Raw genomic sequence first — 17,005 nt, forward strand, 5'->3', positions numbered from 1 at the left:
AGGCGCACAAGGAGATTTTATTATGGCAGAAGAACGCATCCAGAAGATTATGAGTGAGCAGGGCCTGTGCTCCCGCCGCGCCGCTGAGCAGATCATTGCGGAGGGCCGCGTAAAGGTCAACGGCCACCCCGTGAAGGTGGGCGACAAGATGGACCCCAACCGCGACGTCCTCCATGTGGACGACGAGCGCATTTATATCCAGAAGAACCAGCAGCTGTACTATCTGGCCCTGTACAAGCCCCGCGGCTATGTCACCACCGCCAGCGACGAGCTGGGCCGCAAGACGGTCATGGACCTCGTGACTGACATCCCGGCCCGCCTGTACCCCGTGGGCCGTCTCGACAAGGACAGCGAGGGCCTGCTGCTGATGACCAACGACGGCGCATTCGCACAGGCCGTCACCCATCCGTCGGGCGGCATCTCCAAGCTGTACCGCGTCACCGTCCAGCCCCGGGCCGACGAGAGCCAGATCCTGAAGCTCAGCTCCGGCGTCGTGCTGGATGACGGCACCAAGACCATGCCCTGCGCCATCAATGTCGTCACCGACGAGCCGGGGCGCACCGTCATGGAGATGACCCTGAAAGAGGGCAAGAACCGCGAGATCCGCCGGATGTGCGAGGCAGTGGGCCTCGAGGTCATCCGCCTGAAGCGGAACGCCGAGGGCGTCGTCAAGCTGGGGATGCTTCAGCCCGGCAAGTACCGTGAGCTGACCAAGGCAGAGGTGAACGGCCTGCGCGCCGCTGCGGCCAAGGGCCGTGCACAGACCCGCTCGGCAGCGCTGCAGTCCAAGGCAGCGGCCCGCCGCCCCCGCGGCCCGGTGGGCGGGAACAAAGCCGCCGTCGGCAAAAAGCGCAAGTAAAGCGGCTTCTGGGCAATGTGTCCGATATTTCCTCTCTTTTTGCCAAACTTGTGACATTCTCTGAAAAAAAGGAATGGAACAAGGCTTGAGAATCTTGGGGAAATCGGGTATAATATACCTAATTTTGAAACTCACACAGATAAGCAGGAGGTCTTACCATGGCTTCAAAGAGTACCAAAGGAGAAATCCTCGCCAAGTTTTTTGATGACGGGGAATACACCGCTCTGTTTGCGGACGGCGCGGTGAGCGCTGCCAGCGGCTATGCTGCCGGTCAGCAGGCTTACGCCGTTTTCCAGAACGGCGAGGCTGTTTCGGTCAAGGATGTTGAAAAGAACATCAAGGTCCTTGAGCTGGCTGCCCAGACGGGCTGCCCGGTCGTCACCTTCTACGACTCCGTCGGCGCAAAGCTGGCTGAGGGTCTGGACGTTCTGAACGCTTCCGCCAAGCTCAACGCCACCATCGCCAAGGTGTCCGGCGTCGTGCCTCAGGTGGCCGTCGTTCTGGGCGTCTGCGGCGGCACCAGCGCCCTGAGCGCTGCCAACGCAGACGTCTGCATCATGGCAGAGGGCGCAGAGCTGTTCTTCACCGCTCCCTTCACCGCCGCTGCCAAGGGTGACAAGGTGGCTGACGCCGGCTCTGCCGCTGCTGCCGCAAAGGCAGGCGTGGCCGCCATCGTGGCCGCTGACGCTGCTGAGGCTGCGGAGAAGGCCGCCCACATCGTGGGTCTGCTGCCTGCCAACAACCTGACCGGCCCCGCCATCTTCGAGTTCGAGCAGCCCACCGCTGTTCTGGCCGCAAATGCCGAGCCTGCAAAGGCCGCTGCTGCCCTCATCGATAAGGACAGCGCTGTGGAGATGTACGCCGGCTTCGGTAAGAGCGTCTACACTGCCTTTGCCACCATCGGCGGCAACGCTGTGGGCGTCGTGTCCACCGGCAAGCAGCTGTGCCACAACTGCGTGGCCAAGGCTTCCCGTTTTGTCCGCCTGTGCGACGCATTCAGCGTCCCGGTGCTGACCATCGTGAACACGGAGGGCTTCGTGCCCAGCACCACCGACGACATCGCCGGCGGCATCCGTGAGGCTGCCCGTCTGGCTGCGACCTATGCCGATGCTACCACCGCCAAGGTCGCGCTGATCGCCGGTAAGGCCGTCGGCCCTGTGTACACCGCACTGGCCGCAGCCGACCTGAAGATTGCCGTCAAGGGCTGCACCGTCAGCGCCCTCGAGCCTTCCGCAGCCGTCTCCGTGCTGTACAAGGACGAGATCGACGCCTCCGACAACATCGTCGCCGCCACCAAGGCCAAGGCTGCTGCCTATGTGGCTGAGGTCTGCAGCGCAGACGCTGCTGTGGCCGCAGGCGCTGCTGATATGACCTGCGAGGCCGCCAACGCCCGCGCAAGCGTCGTGGCTGCTTTCGAGCTGCTGAGCACCAAGCGTGCTGCCCGTCTGCCCAAGAAGCACGGCAACATGGCTCTGTAAGAAAACGTACATCTAACGAATCGATTTGGATTTTTCAGGAGGATTCTTCCATGAAGTACTACAACATTTCCGTCAATGGCGTTGCTTACAGCGTCTCTGTCGAGGAGACCGCTGCCGGCGCTGCTCCCGTGGCTCCTGCTGCTGCACCCGCACCCAAGGCCGCTCCGGCTCCTGCCGCCGCTGCTGCTCCCGCCGCACCCGCTGCTCCTGCTGCCGCAGGCGCTGTTGAGGTCAAGGCTCCGATGCCCGGCAACATTCTGGACGTCAAGGTCGCTGCCGGCGCTTCCGTCAAGGCTGGCGATGTGCTGGTCATCCTCGAGGCCATGAAGATGGAGAACGAGATCGTTGCTCCTCAGGATGGCACCGTTGCTTCCATCAACGTGCATAAGGGCGACACCGTCAACTCCGGTGACACTCTGGTTTCCATGAACTAAGAGAGAGGTGACAACAATGGCTAAAAAGCCCATCAAGATCACGGAAGTCGTCCTGCGCGATGCCCACCAGTCTCTGCTGGCCACCCGTATGACGATGGACGAGATGCGTCCCATCCTGCCCGAAATGGACAAGATCCCTTACTTCTCCGTCGAGTGCTGGGGCGGTGCGACCTTCGACAGCTGCATCCGCTTCCTCGATGAGGATCCGTGGGAGCGTCTGCGCATCCTGCGCAAGGAGCTGCCCCACCAGAAGCTGCAGATGCTGTTCCGCGGCCAGAATATGCTGGGCTACCGCCCCTACGCGGACGACGCCGTCGAGTACTTCGTCAAGAAGTCCGTCGCAAACGGCATCGACGTCATCCGCATCTTCGACGCACTGAACGACGCCCGCAACCTGCAGACTGCCATCAAGGCCGCCAACAACGAGGGCGCACACGTTCAGGGCTGCATCAGCTACACCCTCAGCCCCGTCCACAACAACGAGTACTACGTCAAGTACGCCAAGACCCTCGAGGAGATGGGCGCAAACTCCATCTGCATCAAGGATATGGCCGGTCTGCTGACCCCCTACACCAGCTATGAGCTGGTCAAGGAGCTGAAAAATACCCTGTCCATCCCTGTGGACATCCACAGCCACTACACCGCCGGTCTGGCTTCCATGTCCCTGCTGAAGGGCATCGAGGCAGGCGCGGACATCGTGGATACCGCCATGAGCCCCCTGAGCGGCGGCACCAGCCACATGGCCACCGAGAGCCTCGTCGCCGCCCTGCAGGGCACCGATTACGACACCGGTCTCGACCTCAAGCAGCTGAATGTCGTGCGCGCATACTTCGCAAAGCTGCGTGAGAAGTACATCGCCAACGGCCAGATCAGCCCCAAGTCTCTGGGCGTGGACGCAAACACCCTGCTGTATCAGGTGCCGGGCGGTATGTTCTCCAACATGCTCAAGCAGCTGAAGGATGCCGGCAAGGAAGACAAGCTGGACGAAGTGCTGGCTGAGATCCCCCGCGTCCGCGAGGATGCAGGCTATCCTCCGCTGGTCACTCCCACCAGCCAGATCGTCGGCACGCAGGCTGTCTTCAACGTCATCCTCGGCGAGCGCTACAAGATGGTCACCAAGGAGTTCAAGGGCCTCGTCCACGGCGACTACGGCAAGACTCCGGCTCCCATCAGCCCTGAGTTCACCAAGAAGATCCTCGGCGACGAGAAGCCCATCACCTGCCGCTTTGCTGACACCCTCGCACCTGAGATGGACAAGCTGAAGGCTGAGGCTGCAAAGTGGGCTACGCAGGAAGAGGACGTCCTGACCTACGCCATGTTCCCGCAGGTCGCTCCCAAGTTCTTTGAGAAGCGCAATGCCAAGGCACAGGGCGTGGATGCAGACCATGCAGATTTTGCAAATAAGTCTCATCCCGTCTGATAAAACAGCATAAGCACCCAAGCCCCTCGCAGTGCTGCGGGGGGCTTTTTGCGTCCACTTTTTTATCTTTCCCGGCTTGCAAAAAAGCGGCTATCAGAGTAGAATAATAACATATGTATCGTAACATGGGCTTGTGTACCCAAACGCGGATACATATACCGTGATCTGTCCGCATATCCACCCATAAAAAGAGAGGGAACGTACCGCATATGATCCTGAGCATGACCGGTTTTGGCCGGGGGACAGCTGTATGCAATGGCCGCGAGATCGCGGTCGAGCTGCGCAGCGTCAACTCCCGGTATTTCGAGTATTCTTCCCGCATTCCCCGCAGCTGCAACTACATGGACAGCCGCCTGAAAAAGCAGCTCAACGAGCGGGTCTCCCGCGGCAAGGTCGAGCTGAGCATGACCGTCCAGAACGTGGAGGCTGCCGACGCCGTCGTCACCGTGAACATGGAGCTGGCCCGCAGCTATCAGCAGGCCCTGCGCAGTATTTCGGAAGAGCTGCGCATCAAAAACGACATCACGACCTCGGGCTTGGCCCGCTTCCCTGATGTGCTGGCCACCCGCCACGCCGACGTGGACGAGGAGCAGCTCTGGGCGGACGTCTCCGCCGTGACGGCGCAGGCACTGGACAATTTCATCGCCATGCGTGCCGCCGAGGGCGCAAAGATGAAGGCCGATGTGGAGGGCCGCCTTAGCTTCCTCGAGGAGTGCGTGGGGAAGGTGGAGACCCTGAGCGCAGGCCGGGTGGAGGCTTACACCAACCGCCTTTACGAGAAGCTCAAGACCATTCTGGAGGATCGGAACATCGACGATGCCCGCGTCCTGACCGAGGCCGCCATCTTTGGCGACAAGACCGCTGTGGACGAGGAGACCGTCCGGCTGCGCAGCCACATCGCCCAGTACCGCTCCATTCTGGAGCTGGACGAGCCGGTGGGCCGGAAGCTGGACTTCCTGACGCAGGAGCTGAACCGTGAGACCAACACCATCGGCTCCAAGTGTCAGGATCTCGACATCACCCGCATCGTGGTGGATATGAAGGCGGAGATCGAGAAGATCCGCGAACAGATCCAGAACTTGGAGTAACCAGAATACGGAGGAGTTCAGATGAAGCTCATCAACATCGGCTTTGGCAATCTGGTCAGTGCCGGGCGGGTGGTGGCTGTGGTCAGCCCCGACTCCGCGCCGGTCAAGCGTCTGGTGAAGGAGGCGCGGGAGCGGGGGATGCTCATTGATGCATCCTATGGCCGCAGCACCCGGGCCGTGCTCGTCATGGACTCCGACCATGTAGTCCTTTCGGCCCTGACGCCCGAGACGGTGGCAGGCCGCGCAGCGGGCCAGCCGGAAGGGAAAACGACAGAAGAGGAGCAGTAAAAAATGGAAAACGAAAAGTACCTGTTTGTCGTCTCCGGTGCCGCCGGCACGGGCAAGGATAGTGTGGTCAAAGCCCTGCGCACGGCCCACCCCGAGATCGAAAAGACCGTTTCCGCCACCACCCGTGCACCCCGCCCCGGGGAGCAGGAGGGTGTGGACTACTACTACCGCAGCGTAGAGCAGTTCCGGCAGCTCATCGACACCGATCAGGTGGTGGAGCACAACTTCTACAACGGCAACTACTACGGCACCCTCCGCGAAGAGGTGGATAAGCGCCTCGAAGCGGGCAAGCTGGTGGTGCTGGTCATCGACGTCCACGGCGCGGCCAACATCCGCCGGATGTTCCCGGGTGCGACCACCATCTTCCTGCTGCCGCCGTCTGTGGAGGAGCTGGAGCGCCGTCTGCGGGGCCGCGGCACCGAGACGGAGGCAAGCATCCTCGAGCGCCTCGATACGGCAAAAAAAGAGCTGGCAGAGCAGGATAAGTTCACCCTCACCCTCGTGAACGACGAGGTGGATGCCTGCGCCGAGAAGCTCTACGGCATCATCCGGGAGCGGGCAGGCCTCGACAAATAACAATTCAAGGAGCCGCGAATGCCAAAAACGGTAGGCGTTGCCGTGAGCAACGCGACCTTTCACTTCGACAAACTCTACACTTACGCCGTCATGCCCGACCAGCAGGAGGCCGTCCGCCTCGGCAGCATGGTCCTCGTCCCCTTCGGGCGGGGCAGCAAGGCCCGGATGGGGGTCGTGCTGGCCTGCGACGAGGAGCCGGAGCACGCAAAGCTCAAATACCTCTTCGACGTGGCCCCTGCCTCGGCCTGTCTGACGCCGGAGCTGCTGCGGCTGGTGCATTTTTTGAAAGAGCGCACCTTCTGCACCTACTACGAGGCCGTCAAGGCCGTCATCCCCTACGGCGCACAGTACAAGCCCGCCCTTGCGGCGGACGGCGTGACGCCGGTGCTCCAGAAGCAGCTGACCCGCCACACCGAGAACTGCTATAAGCTGGTGGGGACCTTGCAGCAAAAACCCAAGCCCACGGCCAAGCAGCTGGCGGCGGTGGCTCTGCTGGGCGGGGGAGAGCGCACCCAGAACGAGATGGAGGCCCACGGCATCAGCCGGGCGGTGCTCGACAACCTCTGCGCCAAGGGTGTCGTCGAATGCAGCAAGGTGAACAAATCCATCGACCTGTATTCGTCTATCCCGCTGAAAAACGAACCCATCCGCCTGACGGCAGAGCAGCAGGCAGCCTTCGACGCCCTGCTGCCCGGCCTTGAGGATGCCGCGCCCCACTCGGCGCTGCTCTACGGTGTCACCGGCAGCGGCAAGACGCTGGTCTTTCTGAAGCTCATCGAGCGGTGTCTGGCGCTGGGGCGGCGCGCCCTTGTGCTGGTGCCGGAGATCAGCCTGACGCCCCAGATGATCCTTCGGCTGAAGGGCCAGTTCGGGCGGCGGGTGGCCGTCCAGCACTCGGCGCTGAACCACACCGAGCGGCTGCTGCAATGGCAGATGATACAGGACGGCGGCGCAGACATCGTGGTGGGGACCCGCAGCGCCATCTTCGCGCCGCTGGAAAACATCGGCCTCATCATCATCGACGAGGAGCAGGAGCACACCTACCGCTCCGAGTCGTCGCCCCGCTATGCCGCCCACGAGGTGGCCCGGCAGCGTGCGGCGGAGAATGGGGCCCTCCTTCTCCTCGCCAGCGCCACCCCCAGCACCGAGAGCTTCTACGCGGCCCGGCAGGGCCGCACCCAGCTCGTCCGGCTCACCCAGCGCTACGGCGGCAACCCGCTGCCCAGCGTGAAGATCGTGGATATGCGGGCCGAGCTGGCGGCGGGCAACCCCCGGGAGATCAGCCTTGCGATGGAGGACGCCATCCGGCGCAACCTCGACGCGGGCAAGCAGACCATCCTGCTGCTCAACCGGCGGGGCTATCAGACCATGGCCCAGTGCGACGACTGCCGCGAGGTGCTCAAGTGCCCCAAGTGCAGCGTCCCCATGGTCTACCACAAGGCAGGCCACAAGCTGCTCTGCCACTACTGCGGCACCCAACTGGACCCGCCCCCCAAGAGCTGCCCCGCCTGCGGCGGAAAGCTGCTCTACCGGGGCTTCGGCACCCAGAAGGCCGAGGAGGAATTGGCGGAGCTGTTCCCCGAGGCCCGGGTGCTGCGGATGGATCAGGACTCCACCGCCGCTAAGGACGCCCACGAAAAGCTGCTGGCGAAGTTCGCCCGGCACGAGTACGACATCATGGTGGGTACCCAGATGGTGGCCAAGGGCCTCGACTTTGAGGATGTGACCCTTGTGGGGGTGCTGGGCATCGACTCGCTCCTCTTCGCGCAGGGTTTCCGGGCCTACGAGACGGTGTTCAGCCTCATCACGCAGGTGGTGGGCCGCTCCGGCCGGGCCAAGGACCCGGGCTTTGCCATCATCCAGACCACCGACCCCGACAACCCCGTCCTGAACCTCGCCGCTGCGCAGGATTATGACGCCTTTTTCGAGCAGGAGATCGCCTACCGCAAGTTAGGACTTTACCCGCCCTTCTGCGGCCTCTGCGTCGTGGGCTTCTCCGGGCCGAAGGAGATCGAGGTGGCCCGGGCCGCCGCCCGCTTTGCGGCGCTGCTGGGCCGTCAGGCCGCGCAGCAGCCCGACCTGCCCCTGCGGGTGCTCGGCCCCACCCCCGGCAACATCGAAAAGATCAACGAGAACTACCGCTACAAGCTCACCATCAAGTGCCGGGCGGACAGGCGCTTCCGCGACCTTGTCCGCCAGACCCTCGGCCTCTACGAGCAGGAAAAACTGCCCGCTAAGGCTACTGTGGCCGTGGATATGCACTCGGACGGTGATATTTGAGATAAGATGATTTGGAGGTATACTTCATGGCTATCCGCAACATTGTGAAAGAGGGCGACCCCATCCTGAATAAGGTCTGCCGCCCTGTGACCAACTTCGACGACCGTCTGGCCACCCTGCTGGACGATATGCGCGAGACGATGATCGCCGCCGACGGCGTGGGCCTCGCAGGCCCGCAGGTGGGGATGCTGCGCCGCGTCTTCGTGGTGTGGGACACCACCGACGCCCCCGAGGAGATCCCCGAGAACTACGAGTACAAGTTCATCGACTTCGTGAACCCTGAGATCCTGGCCGTGTCCGAGGACGAGGAGACCGCCTACGAGGGCTGCCTGTCCTTCCCGGGCCACAACGGTGCTGTCACCCGCCCGGTGGCTGTCAAGGTGCGTGCACAGGACCGTCACGGGGAGTGGTTCGAGCTGGAGGCCGAGGGCCTGCTGGCCCGCTGCATCCAGCACGAGAACGACCATCTGGACGGCATCACCATCATGGAGTCCAGCGAGTTCTTCTATGAAGACACCGAGGAGGGCCGCGCCGCTGCCGCCAAGAAGAAGGAGAACGACTGATGCGCATTCTGTTCATGGGCACGCCCGACATCGCGGCGGACTGCCTGAAGGCCCTGTATGAGGCGGGCCACGACATCTGCGCGGTCTACACCCGGCGCGACAAGCCCGTGGGCCGCAAGCAGGTGCTCACCGCGCCCCCGGTGAAGGAGGTGGCGCTGGCCCACGGCACCCCCGTCTTTCAGCCCCGCACCCTGCGGGACGGCAGTGAGGACGAGAACATCCGCGCACTGGCTCCGGAGCTGATCGTGGTGGTGGCCTATGGCTGCATCCTGCCCAAGTCGGTGCTGGAAGCCCCGAAATATGGCTGCATCAACCTCCACGTCTCTCTGCTGCCCAAGTACCGCGGCAGCGCCCCGGTGCAGTGGGCCGTGCTGAATGGCGACGCCGAGACGGGCGTCTCCATCATGCAGATGGACGAGGGCCTCGACACCGGCGATGTGCTGGCCTGCGAGAAGATCGCCATCGACCCCGAGGAGACCAGCGGAGAGCTGTTCGACCGGGTGACGGCTGTGGGTGCCCGCGTCCTCTGTGAGACGGTGCCTGCCATTGCGGCGGGTACGCTGAAAGCTGTGCCGCAGGCCCACGAGAACGCCTCTGCGGCCCCCATGCTGAGCAAGGAGATGGCCGAGTTCCACCTGACCGAGAGCGCCGCCCACATCCACAACTGGGTGCGGGGGATGAATCCGTGGCCCGGCGCATGGTTCGTCACCTCCGGCGGCAAAAAGCTCAAGGTGACGGAGTGCCGCGTGGCAGACAGCCACGGGGAGGCCCCTGGCACGGTGCTGGCGACCAAGCCCCTGACCGTGGCCTGCGGTGAGGGTGCCATCCAGCTGCTCCATGTCGTGCCGGAGGGCAAGAAGCCCATGGACGGCACTTCCTTCGCGGCTGGTCTCCGCCTCAAGGCGGGGGATACCCTGTGAGCGGCCCGAACCCCCGCGCAGCGGCGGTGGCGGCGCTGGTGCGGCAGGAGCAGGACGGCTTTTCCAACCTCATCCTTGACGCAGAGCTGCGCCGCCAGAAGCTGGAAGGCCGGGATAAGGCCTTCGCCAGCGCGATCTTCTACACCGTCCTTGAGCACCGGGGGACGCTGGACTATATCCTCGGGCAGTTCCTGCCCAAGGGTCTGGCCAAGCTCGACCCGCAGGTGCGGGAGATTCTCCGCGCCGCGCTGGCACAGGCGCGGTATATGCAGGTGCCCGCTTCGGCGGCGGTCAACGAGGCGGTCAAGCTGACCCGCACCTTCAAGAAGGCCAGCGCCTCCGGCCTCGTGAACGCCGTGCTGCGCCGTGCCATCGCCTACGACCTCGACACCGCCGTCTTTGCCGACGCGGTGGAGCGGCTGATGGTGCTGGGGTCGGCGGGCCGGGATGTGGCCGCCTTCCTCCACGCCAGCTACCCCGACGAGGCGCTGGACATCCTGACCCACACCGCAGACGGCGGCCTGACCAGCCTCCGGGCGAACCCCCTGAAAGGGACGCCGGAGGCCCTCTGCGAAAAACTGCTGGCCTCGGGCGCGAAGACCGCCGCGCCGGGCCTCGTGCCGGGCAGCGTTCTGGCCCGCTTCGAGGGCAGCCCGGCAGAGAGCGGGCTGTTCCGGGAGGGATACTTCCACGTCGAGGGGCAGGCCAGCCAGCTTGCCGCCCTCTGCGTGGAGGCAAAGCCCGGCGACACCGTCCTCGACCTCTGCGCCGCCCCCGGCGGCAAGAGCCTGCTCCTCATCGAGGAGATGGGAGATGAGGGGCGGCTGGTGAGCTGCGATGTCAGCGAGAACCGCGTCCAGCTCATCCGGAAGGCCGTGGAGCGGATGGGCTTTGCCCATGTGGAGCCGCGGGTCTCGGACGGCACCAAGCCGGACGCAGACCTGCCCATGGCCGACCGCATCCTTGTGGACGCCCCGTGCAGCGGCCTCGGCATCCTTGCCAAGAAGCCGGACATCCGGTACAAGACCCTCGAAAAAGCGCGTCACGATGAATTATTGGCCACCCAGTCGGCCATTCTGGATACAGCCGCCGCCCATCTCAAGCCCGGCGGGCGGCTGGTCTACTCGACCTGCACCATCGACCCCTCTGAGAACGAGGAGCAGGTGAGGGCCTTTGTGGGCCGTCACCCGGAGTTCCGGGTGGTGACGCCGGAGGTGGCCTTCCCCGCCGGGATGACGGTGGGGGACTGGGGCGCTCTCTCGGTGCCCACCCGCACCGGCATGGACGGCTTTTTCCTCTGCGCGATGCAGAAAGTTCCCTGATAAAAGGAGATTCCAATGGATACAAAACGCTGTATATCCTCCCTGACGCTGGAACAGCTGACGGCGGAGCTGAAAGCGATGGGCCAGCCCGGCTTCCGGGCCAAGCAGATCTTTCACTGGGTGCACCAGAAGCTCGTGACCGACTTTTCGGCCATGACCGACCAGCCCAAGACCCTGCAGGCAAAGCTGGAAGAGGCCTTTTACATCGCCGCGCCCATCATCGAGCGGCGGCAGGAGGCCAAGGACGGCACGGTGAAATACCTGCTGCGGATGGCCGACGGCAACTGCATCGAGACGGTCGTGATGCGCTACCACTACGGCAACACGGTCTGCGTGTCCACGCAGGTGGGCTGCCGGATGGGCTGCCGCTTCTGCGCGTCCACGCAGGCGGGCCGCGTCCGCAACCTCGAGGCGGGCGAGATCTGTTCCGAGATTTATACCGCCCAGAAGGACATCGGAGAGCGCATCTCTCACATCGTGCTGATGGGCATTGGCGAGCCGCTGGACAATTTTGACGAAGTGATGCGCTTTCTGGAGAACATCTCTTCCCCCGAGGGCGTCAACATCGGGATGCGGAACATCAGCCTCTCCACCTGCGGCCTCGTGCCGAAGATCGACCAGCTGGCGGAGAAGAAATTGCAGCTGACCCTCTCCGTCTCCCTCCACGCCCCCAACAACGACATCCGCAGCGGCATGATGCCCGTCAACGATGCCTACCCGGTGGAGGTGCTGATGCAGGCGGTGCGCCGCTATCAGGACACCACGGGCCGGCGGGTGAGCTTCGAATACTCGATGGTGCGGGGGGTCAACGACTCGGACGCCTGCGCCAAGCAGCTGGCCGACCTCATCCGGGGCATGGGCGCCCACGTCAACCTCATCCCCATCAACCCGGTGGATGGCAGCCCCTACTCGGCCACCGACGCGGCCAACGTCCGGCGCTTCCAGCAGAAGCTGGAGAGCCTCGGCGTCAACGCCACCGTCCGCCGCCGTCTGGGCAGCGAGATCAGCGCCGCGTGCGGCCAGCTCCGCCGCGACGAGATGAACGGCAAAGCCTAAAAAGGAGAAGCCTATGAAACTTGCAGGAAAAACAGACGTCGGCAGCGTCCGGCAGGAGAATCAGGACGACTACCGGGCGGGGGAGCTGCCCGGCGGCGCGGCATGGGGGCTTGTGTGCGACGGCATGGGCGGCGCAAGGGGAGGCCGTGAGGCCTCGCTGAGCGCCTGCGACGTCATCGAGCACTGCTTCCTTGAACAGTACGCCCAGTGTCTGCCCGGCGACGAGGAGAGCTTCCTGAAGCGGGCGCTCATCAGCGCAAACCGCTTCGTCTTCCAGAAAGCCTCCCGGGTGGAGGAGCTTGCGGGGATGGGCACCACGGCGGTCTGCGCCCTCGTGCGGGGCGGGACGGCCTACGTCTGCCACGCAGGCGACTCCCGCGCCTACCTCTGCCGGGAGGGGAAGCTCACCCAGCTGACCCACGACCACTCCTATGTGCAGGAGCTGGTGGACTGCGGCACCATCACCCCCGAGGAGGCCGAGCATCACCCCCAGAAGAACATCATCACCCGGGCGCTGGGCGTGGACTACCGCCTTGAGCCGGAGTTCACCAGCTGCCCCGTCCAGCAGGGCGACCTGCTGCTGCTCTGCACCGACGGCCTCACCAACGTCCTGCCCAAGGACAAGATGGAGGAGCTGCTGACCAAGGGCGGGTTCTACGACATCCCCGACCGGCTGGTGGACGCCGCCAACGCGGGCGGAGGCCCCGACAACATCACCGCGCTGCTGCTGGGTGTGGAGCCGCTGGAGGTGAAGCATGGATAATCTCATCGGGAAGACGCTGGATGGGCTTTACACCATCCGGGAGCTGATCGGCACCGGTGGGATGGCCAACGTCTATAAGGCTGTGGTGACGGCCCCCGGCGGGCCTGTGCCGGAGGGGACGGTCGTGGCCGTCAAGGTGCTGCGGCAGGAGCTGATGCACGACGCCGACCTCGTCCGCCGCTTCAAGAACGAATCCAAGGCCATCTCCCTGCTCAACCACCCCAACATCGTGAAGGTGTATGACGTTTCCGTCAGCGAGAACTTACAGTATATCGTCATGGAGTGTGTGGAGGGCATGACCCTCCGGGAGTACCTCAACGAGCGGGGCGGCAAGATCACCAGCCGCGAGACCGTCCACTTCATCGGCCAGATCCTCCGCGCCCTCGACCACGCCCACCGCAACGGCGTCGTCCACCGGGACATCAAGCCCCAGAACATCATGCTGCTGGACAACGGCCAGCTGCGGATGATGGATTTCGGCATCGCCCGCATCTCCCGGGCGGAGAACCAGATCCAGAACGGCCGGAAGGCGATGGGCAGCGTCCACTATATCAGCCCCGAGCAGGCGAGGGGAGACGAGACCGACCCCAAGAGCGACCTGTACTCGGTGGGCGTCATGATGTACGAGATGCTCTCGGGCAAGCTCCCCTTCGACGCAGACGACATGGTGGAGGTGGCCCGCAAGCAGATCACGGACGACCCGAAGCCGCTGGCCGAGCTGGCCCCCGAGGTGCCGCTGGGCCTTGTCCAGATCACAGAGCGCGCCATGGCAAAGCTGCCGGTGAACCGGTACGCCAGCGCCGCCGAGATGCTGGAAGCGCTGGACGCCTATGTGCGCGACCCGTCCATCACGTTCGACTATCAGTATGTAAAAGAGGAAGTCCCCGAAAAGGCGGTGAATGAACCTATGGCAGAAAAGCGGACCATCCGCAGACCGCCCGAGGCGCAGAAAACGCGCACCAAGGCGAAAAAGAAGAAGCCCGGTGCCTTTATGCCGGTGCTGCTGGGCATCACGGCGGCCTTTGCGCTGGCCTGCGCGGCCCTGTGCTGGGTCATCCTGAGCGACTCGAGCAACATCATGAACAAGAAAGCCGACATCGTGCTGAGCGATTTCAGCGGCATGACGCAGGACGAGGTGAACGCCTCCCCGCAGGTGGCCTCCGGGCAGGTGGTCGTCAACTGGGAGCAGGAGTACAGCAACGACTACGCCGCCGGTCATGTCTACAAGCAGTCGCCGGTGGCGGGCCGCACCGTCCGCGAGGGCCAGAGCGTGACCCTCACCGTCAGCCTCGGCGTCCACTACGTCACCGTCCCCGACCTGACCAACTATGTGCAGGCCGACGGCGAACAGCAGCTCAAGGAGCTGGGCGTCTCGGTGCTGGTGACGCAGGCCGTGGATGAATCGGTGGCCGCAGGCTCCATCATCCGCACCGACCCCGCCGCAGGCAGTCAGGTGGCCGCAGGCACCACCGTCGTCATCTACGTCAGCCGCCCGCAGGTGGCCACCACCACCAAGGTGCCCAGCCTCATCGGCATGAACGTGGACGACGCCCGCACCCTGCTGGTGCAGAAGAAGCTGGGCCTCGGCGGCCAGACCGAGCAGTACAGCGACCAGCCCGTGGGCACCATCATCAGCCAGTCGCCCGGCGAGGGCGCATCGGCCAAGCTCAACACCCGCGTCAGCGTGGTGGTCAGCGCAGGGCCGGAGCCTGCACCGGAACCGGAAGCACCCAGCGAGAGCGCCAGCAGCTCCGGCAGCTCCGGCGGCGGCTGGTGGAGCGGCCTGTTCGGCAGCGGCAGCTCGTCCTCGTCCAGCACTGCCGCCAGCGAGAGCAGCAGCGCCTCCTCCGGGAGCACCGGCGGCGGCCTCGGCGACTGGTGGACGTCGTGGCTGGGGTAAGGGAGAGACTATGACAGGTTATATCACAAAAGGCATCGGCGGATTTTATTACGTCAAAACGTCGGAAGGCATCGTGGAGTGCAAGCCCCGGGGCATCTTCCGCAAGCAGAAGCTCACCCCCGTGGCGGGCGATGTGGTGACGCTGGAAACGGAAAACGGCGCGGCGGTCATCGCGTCCATCGCGCCCCGGCGGAACGTCTTCGTCCGCCCGCCGATGGCCAACCTCGACGTGCTGTTCCTCGTAGCCAGCACCACCCAGCCCACCCCCAGCACCCTCGTGCTGGATAAGCTCTCGGCCATCGCCGTGGACAAGGGCGTCCAGCCCGTCATCGTCTGCACCAAGGGCGACCTCGCCGAGGCGGAGTTCCTGCGCAGTGCCTACGAGAAGTCCACGCTGCCCTTCATCCGCATCGACCACCGGACGGGGGAGGGCCTCGATGAGATCCGGAACTGGATCAATGGCCGTCTCTGCGCCTTCTGCGGCAACTCGGGCGTGGGCAAATCCACCCTCCTGAACGCCCTGCTGCCCGATGTAGAGCGGGAGACCGCCGCCATCAGCCAGAAGCTGGGCCGGGGCCGCCACACCACCCGCGAGGTGACGATCTTTGAAGCCTTTGGCGGGCGGATCGCCGACACCCCGGGCTTTGCCAGCCTCGAGGCCAGCCGGGCGGGCTTCATCCCCAAGGAAAACCTGGAACACGCTTTCCCGGAGTTCGGCCCCTACCTCGGCGAGTGCCAGTTCACCGGCTGCTCTCACCGCTCGGAGAAGGGCTGCGCCGTCCGGGCCGCGCTGGCCGAGGGCAAGCTCTCCCAGACCCGCTACGACAGTTACTGCGCCATGTACGACGAGGTCAAGGACGTGAAGGAGTGGCAGAGGCCGAGGGGAGTGTAAGGCAAAGCCTTCCCGTGAGCAAAAGCCTCTCCCTTTGGGAGAGGTGTCTGCGAAGCAGACGGAGAGGGCAAGCCAGTTACGACAGAGCTGCTGCGCAGCGATAGGCAGCCTTTTTGTCAGAGCGATACGATCGCTGTGTGGAGCTGTCTTGTCAGCGTCCTTGCCCTCTCAGGCGCTCCGCGCCAGCTCCCCCAAAGGGGGAGCCACTGGCGAGCCGGGCCACTCTGAACTGCCCGCTGAAAGTGTAATTTTACGCAAAAGGGTGGGCCTCGCTTACGGGGGCAGGCCCTAGAAAGAAGGAAATCAATGTCCCGCTGTGTTATTTTGTCGGCTTGCCCCGTCAGCCCTGCGCTGGCTGCGGCGCTGCGGCCCGACGACACCATCATCGCCTGCGACGCGGGCTACCGCAACTGTGAACCGCTGGGCTGCCGCCCCGACATCATCGTGGGCGACTTCGACACCGCGCCCTGCCCGGCGCAGGAGGAGGACGACATCGTCGTCCTGCCCCACGTCAAGGACGACACCGACACCGAATATGCGGCAAAGCTGGCCTCCGAGAAGGGCTTCGACGAGGCGCTTTTGCTGGGTGCGCTGGGCGGCAGACGCCTCGAGCACACGCTGGCAAACCTCTGCACCGGCCTCGGCCTTGAGCAGCGGGGCGTCCGGGCCACGCTCCTCGACGAGCGCAGCCGCATCACCTTCGTGATGCCCGGCGAGACCCGCCGCTACCCGAAGGGCGGATACTTCTACCTCTCCGTCTTTCCGATGGAGGGCAGGGCTGAGGGCGTCTCGGAGCGCGGCTCGTTCTACGAGCTGACGGACGCAGTCCTCACCGCAGGCTACCCCCTCGGCGTCAGCAACGAGTACGCCGACGGCTCCGACTGCATCACCATCTCCACCCGGAAGGGTGCGCTGGTGGTGGTGGAGACGGTGCCGGATGGCCCGATCCTGAGCTGAGAGTCACATTCTGCGCCCCGCCCGCCTATAATGGCATAGAAAACGAGAGAAAGGTGGTCGGCGCTATGCAGGTGGTCGTGCTCAAAAGCCCCAAGTGTCTGAGGGGGCTGCTCCGCAGACTGTTCGGGATAAAAAAGGAAACGCAGGACTAAAGAAAACAGAAGCCGCCGTGCCGCCCGGGAAGACCGGGGGCGCGGCGGGGGTTTGTG

16 protein-coding genes are annotated in these 17,005 nt (G+C 64.3%); all 16 read left to right on the forward strand.

The features are described 5' to 3' along the window. The first annotated feature begins 22 nt into the window (after window positions 1-22). On the forward strand, window positions 23-859 hold the full coding sequence (locus LKD23_RS07770; protein ID WP_227621158.1) for a pseudouridine synthase: 837 nt from the start codon (window positions 23-25) through the stop codon (window positions 857-859). Between the two features lie 158 nt (window positions 860-1,017). After that, window positions 1,018-2,337 (forward strand): carboxyl transferase domain-containing protein, encoded by a 1,320-nt coding sequence (locus tag LKD23_RS07775; RefSeq protein ID WP_227621159.1) that lies wholly within the window; start codon window positions 1,018-1,020, stop codon window positions 2,335-2,337. 50 nt (window positions 2,338-2,387) lie between these two features. After that, window positions 2,388-2,771: a biotin/lipoyl-containing protein gene (locus tag LKD23_RS07780; protein ID WP_015563969.1), complete on the forward strand. Its 384-nt coding sequence runs from the start codon at window positions 2,388-2,390 to the stop codon at window positions 2,769-2,771. Between the two features lie 16 nt (window positions 2,772-2,787). Next, entirely contained in the window at window positions 2,788-4,191 is a 1,404-nt protein-coding gene (locus LKD23_RS07785; RefSeq protein ID WP_227621160.1) for an oxaloacetate decarboxylase subunit alpha, read from the forward strand. 209 nt (window positions 4,192-4,400) lie between these two features. Continuing rightward, entirely contained in the window at window positions 4,401-5,279 is an 879-nt protein-coding gene (locus LKD23_RS07790; RefSeq protein ID WP_227621161.1) for a YicC/YloC family endoribonuclease, read from the forward strand. Window positions 5,280-5,300: 21 nt separating this feature from the next. Continuing rightward, a complete protein-coding gene (locus LKD23_RS07795) occupies window positions 5,301-5,567 on the forward strand; it encodes a DUF370 domain-containing protein (RefSeq protein WP_227621162.1) in 267 nt (88 codons plus the stop codon). 3 nt (window positions 5,568-5,570) lie between these two features. Next, entirely contained in the window at window positions 5,571-6,143 is a 573-nt protein-coding gene (gene gmk, locus LKD23_RS07800; protein WP_227621163.1) for a guanylate kinase, read from the forward strand. Between the two features lie 18 nt (window positions 6,144-6,161). Further along, entirely contained in the window at window positions 6,162-8,423 is a 2,262-nt protein-coding gene (priA, locus tag LKD23_RS07805) for a replication restart helicase PriA (protein WP_227621164.1), read from the forward strand. Between the two features lie 26 nt (window positions 8,424-8,449). Next, window positions 8,450-8,986 carry a peptide deformylase gene (gene def / locus LKD23_RS07810; RefSeq protein WP_227621165.1) on the forward strand — a complete coding sequence of 179 codons (537 nt, stop codon included), beginning with the start codon at window positions 8,450-8,452 and terminating at the stop codon, window positions 8,984-8,986. Further along, window positions 8,986-9,906 (forward strand): methionyl-tRNA formyltransferase, encoded by a 921-nt coding sequence (gene fmt / locus LKD23_RS07815; protein WP_227621166.1) that lies wholly within the window; start codon window positions 8,986-8,988, stop codon window positions 9,904-9,906. Before def ends, fmt begins: the two co-directional genes overlap by 1 nt. Beyond that, complete coding sequence (gene rsmB, locus LKD23_RS07820) at window positions 9,903-11,228, forward strand: 16S rRNA (cytosine(967)-C(5))-methyltransferase RsmB (RefSeq protein WP_227621167.1); 1,326 nt, start codon at window positions 9,903-9,905, stop codon at window positions 11,226-11,228. The genes fmt and rsmB overlap by 4 nt, the downstream gene beginning before the upstream one ends. A 15-nt stretch (window positions 11,229-11,243) precedes the next feature. Next, window positions 11,244-12,284: a dual-specificity RNA methyltransferase RlmN gene (gene rlmN, locus LKD23_RS07825; RefSeq protein WP_227621168.1), complete on the forward strand. Its 1,041-nt coding sequence runs from the start codon at window positions 11,244-11,246 to the stop codon at window positions 12,282-12,284. Between the two features lie 13 nt (window positions 12,285-12,297). After that, window positions 12,298-13,047, forward strand: a complete 750-nt coding sequence (locus LKD23_RS07830; RefSeq protein ID WP_227621169.1) for a Stp1/IreP family PP2C-type Ser/Thr phosphatase — start codon at window positions 12,298-12,300, stop codon at window positions 13,045-13,047. Further along, window positions 13,040-14,947 carry a Stk1 family PASTA domain-containing Ser/Thr kinase gene (gene pknB / locus LKD23_RS07835; RefSeq protein ID WP_227621170.1) on the forward strand — a complete coding sequence of 636 codons (1,908 nt, stop codon included), beginning with the start codon at window positions 13,040-13,042 and terminating at the stop codon, window positions 14,945-14,947. Before LKD23_RS07830 ends, pknB begins: the two co-directional genes overlap by 8 nt. A gap of 10 nt (window positions 14,948-14,957) precedes the next feature. Further along, window positions 14,958-15,839, forward strand: coding sequence for a ribosome small subunit-dependent GTPase A (gene rsgA, locus LKD23_RS07840; protein ID WP_227621171.1), 882 nt, complete (start codon window positions 14,958-14,960; stop codon window positions 15,837-15,839). 324 nt (window positions 15,840-16,163) lie between these two features. Next, a complete protein-coding gene (locus LKD23_RS07845; protein ID WP_255668177.1) occupies window positions 16,164-16,796 on the forward strand; it encodes a thiamine diphosphokinase in 633 nt (210 codons plus the stop codon). The last annotated feature ends 209 nt before the right edge of the window (window positions 16,797-17,005 follow it).

The sequence above is a fragment of the Faecalibacterium butyricigenerans genome, assembly GCF_020687345.1.
In the GTDB taxonomy this organism is placed as follows: domain Bacteria; phylum Bacillota; class Clostridia; order Oscillospirales; family Ruminococcaceae; genus Faecalibacterium; species Faecalibacterium butyricigenerans.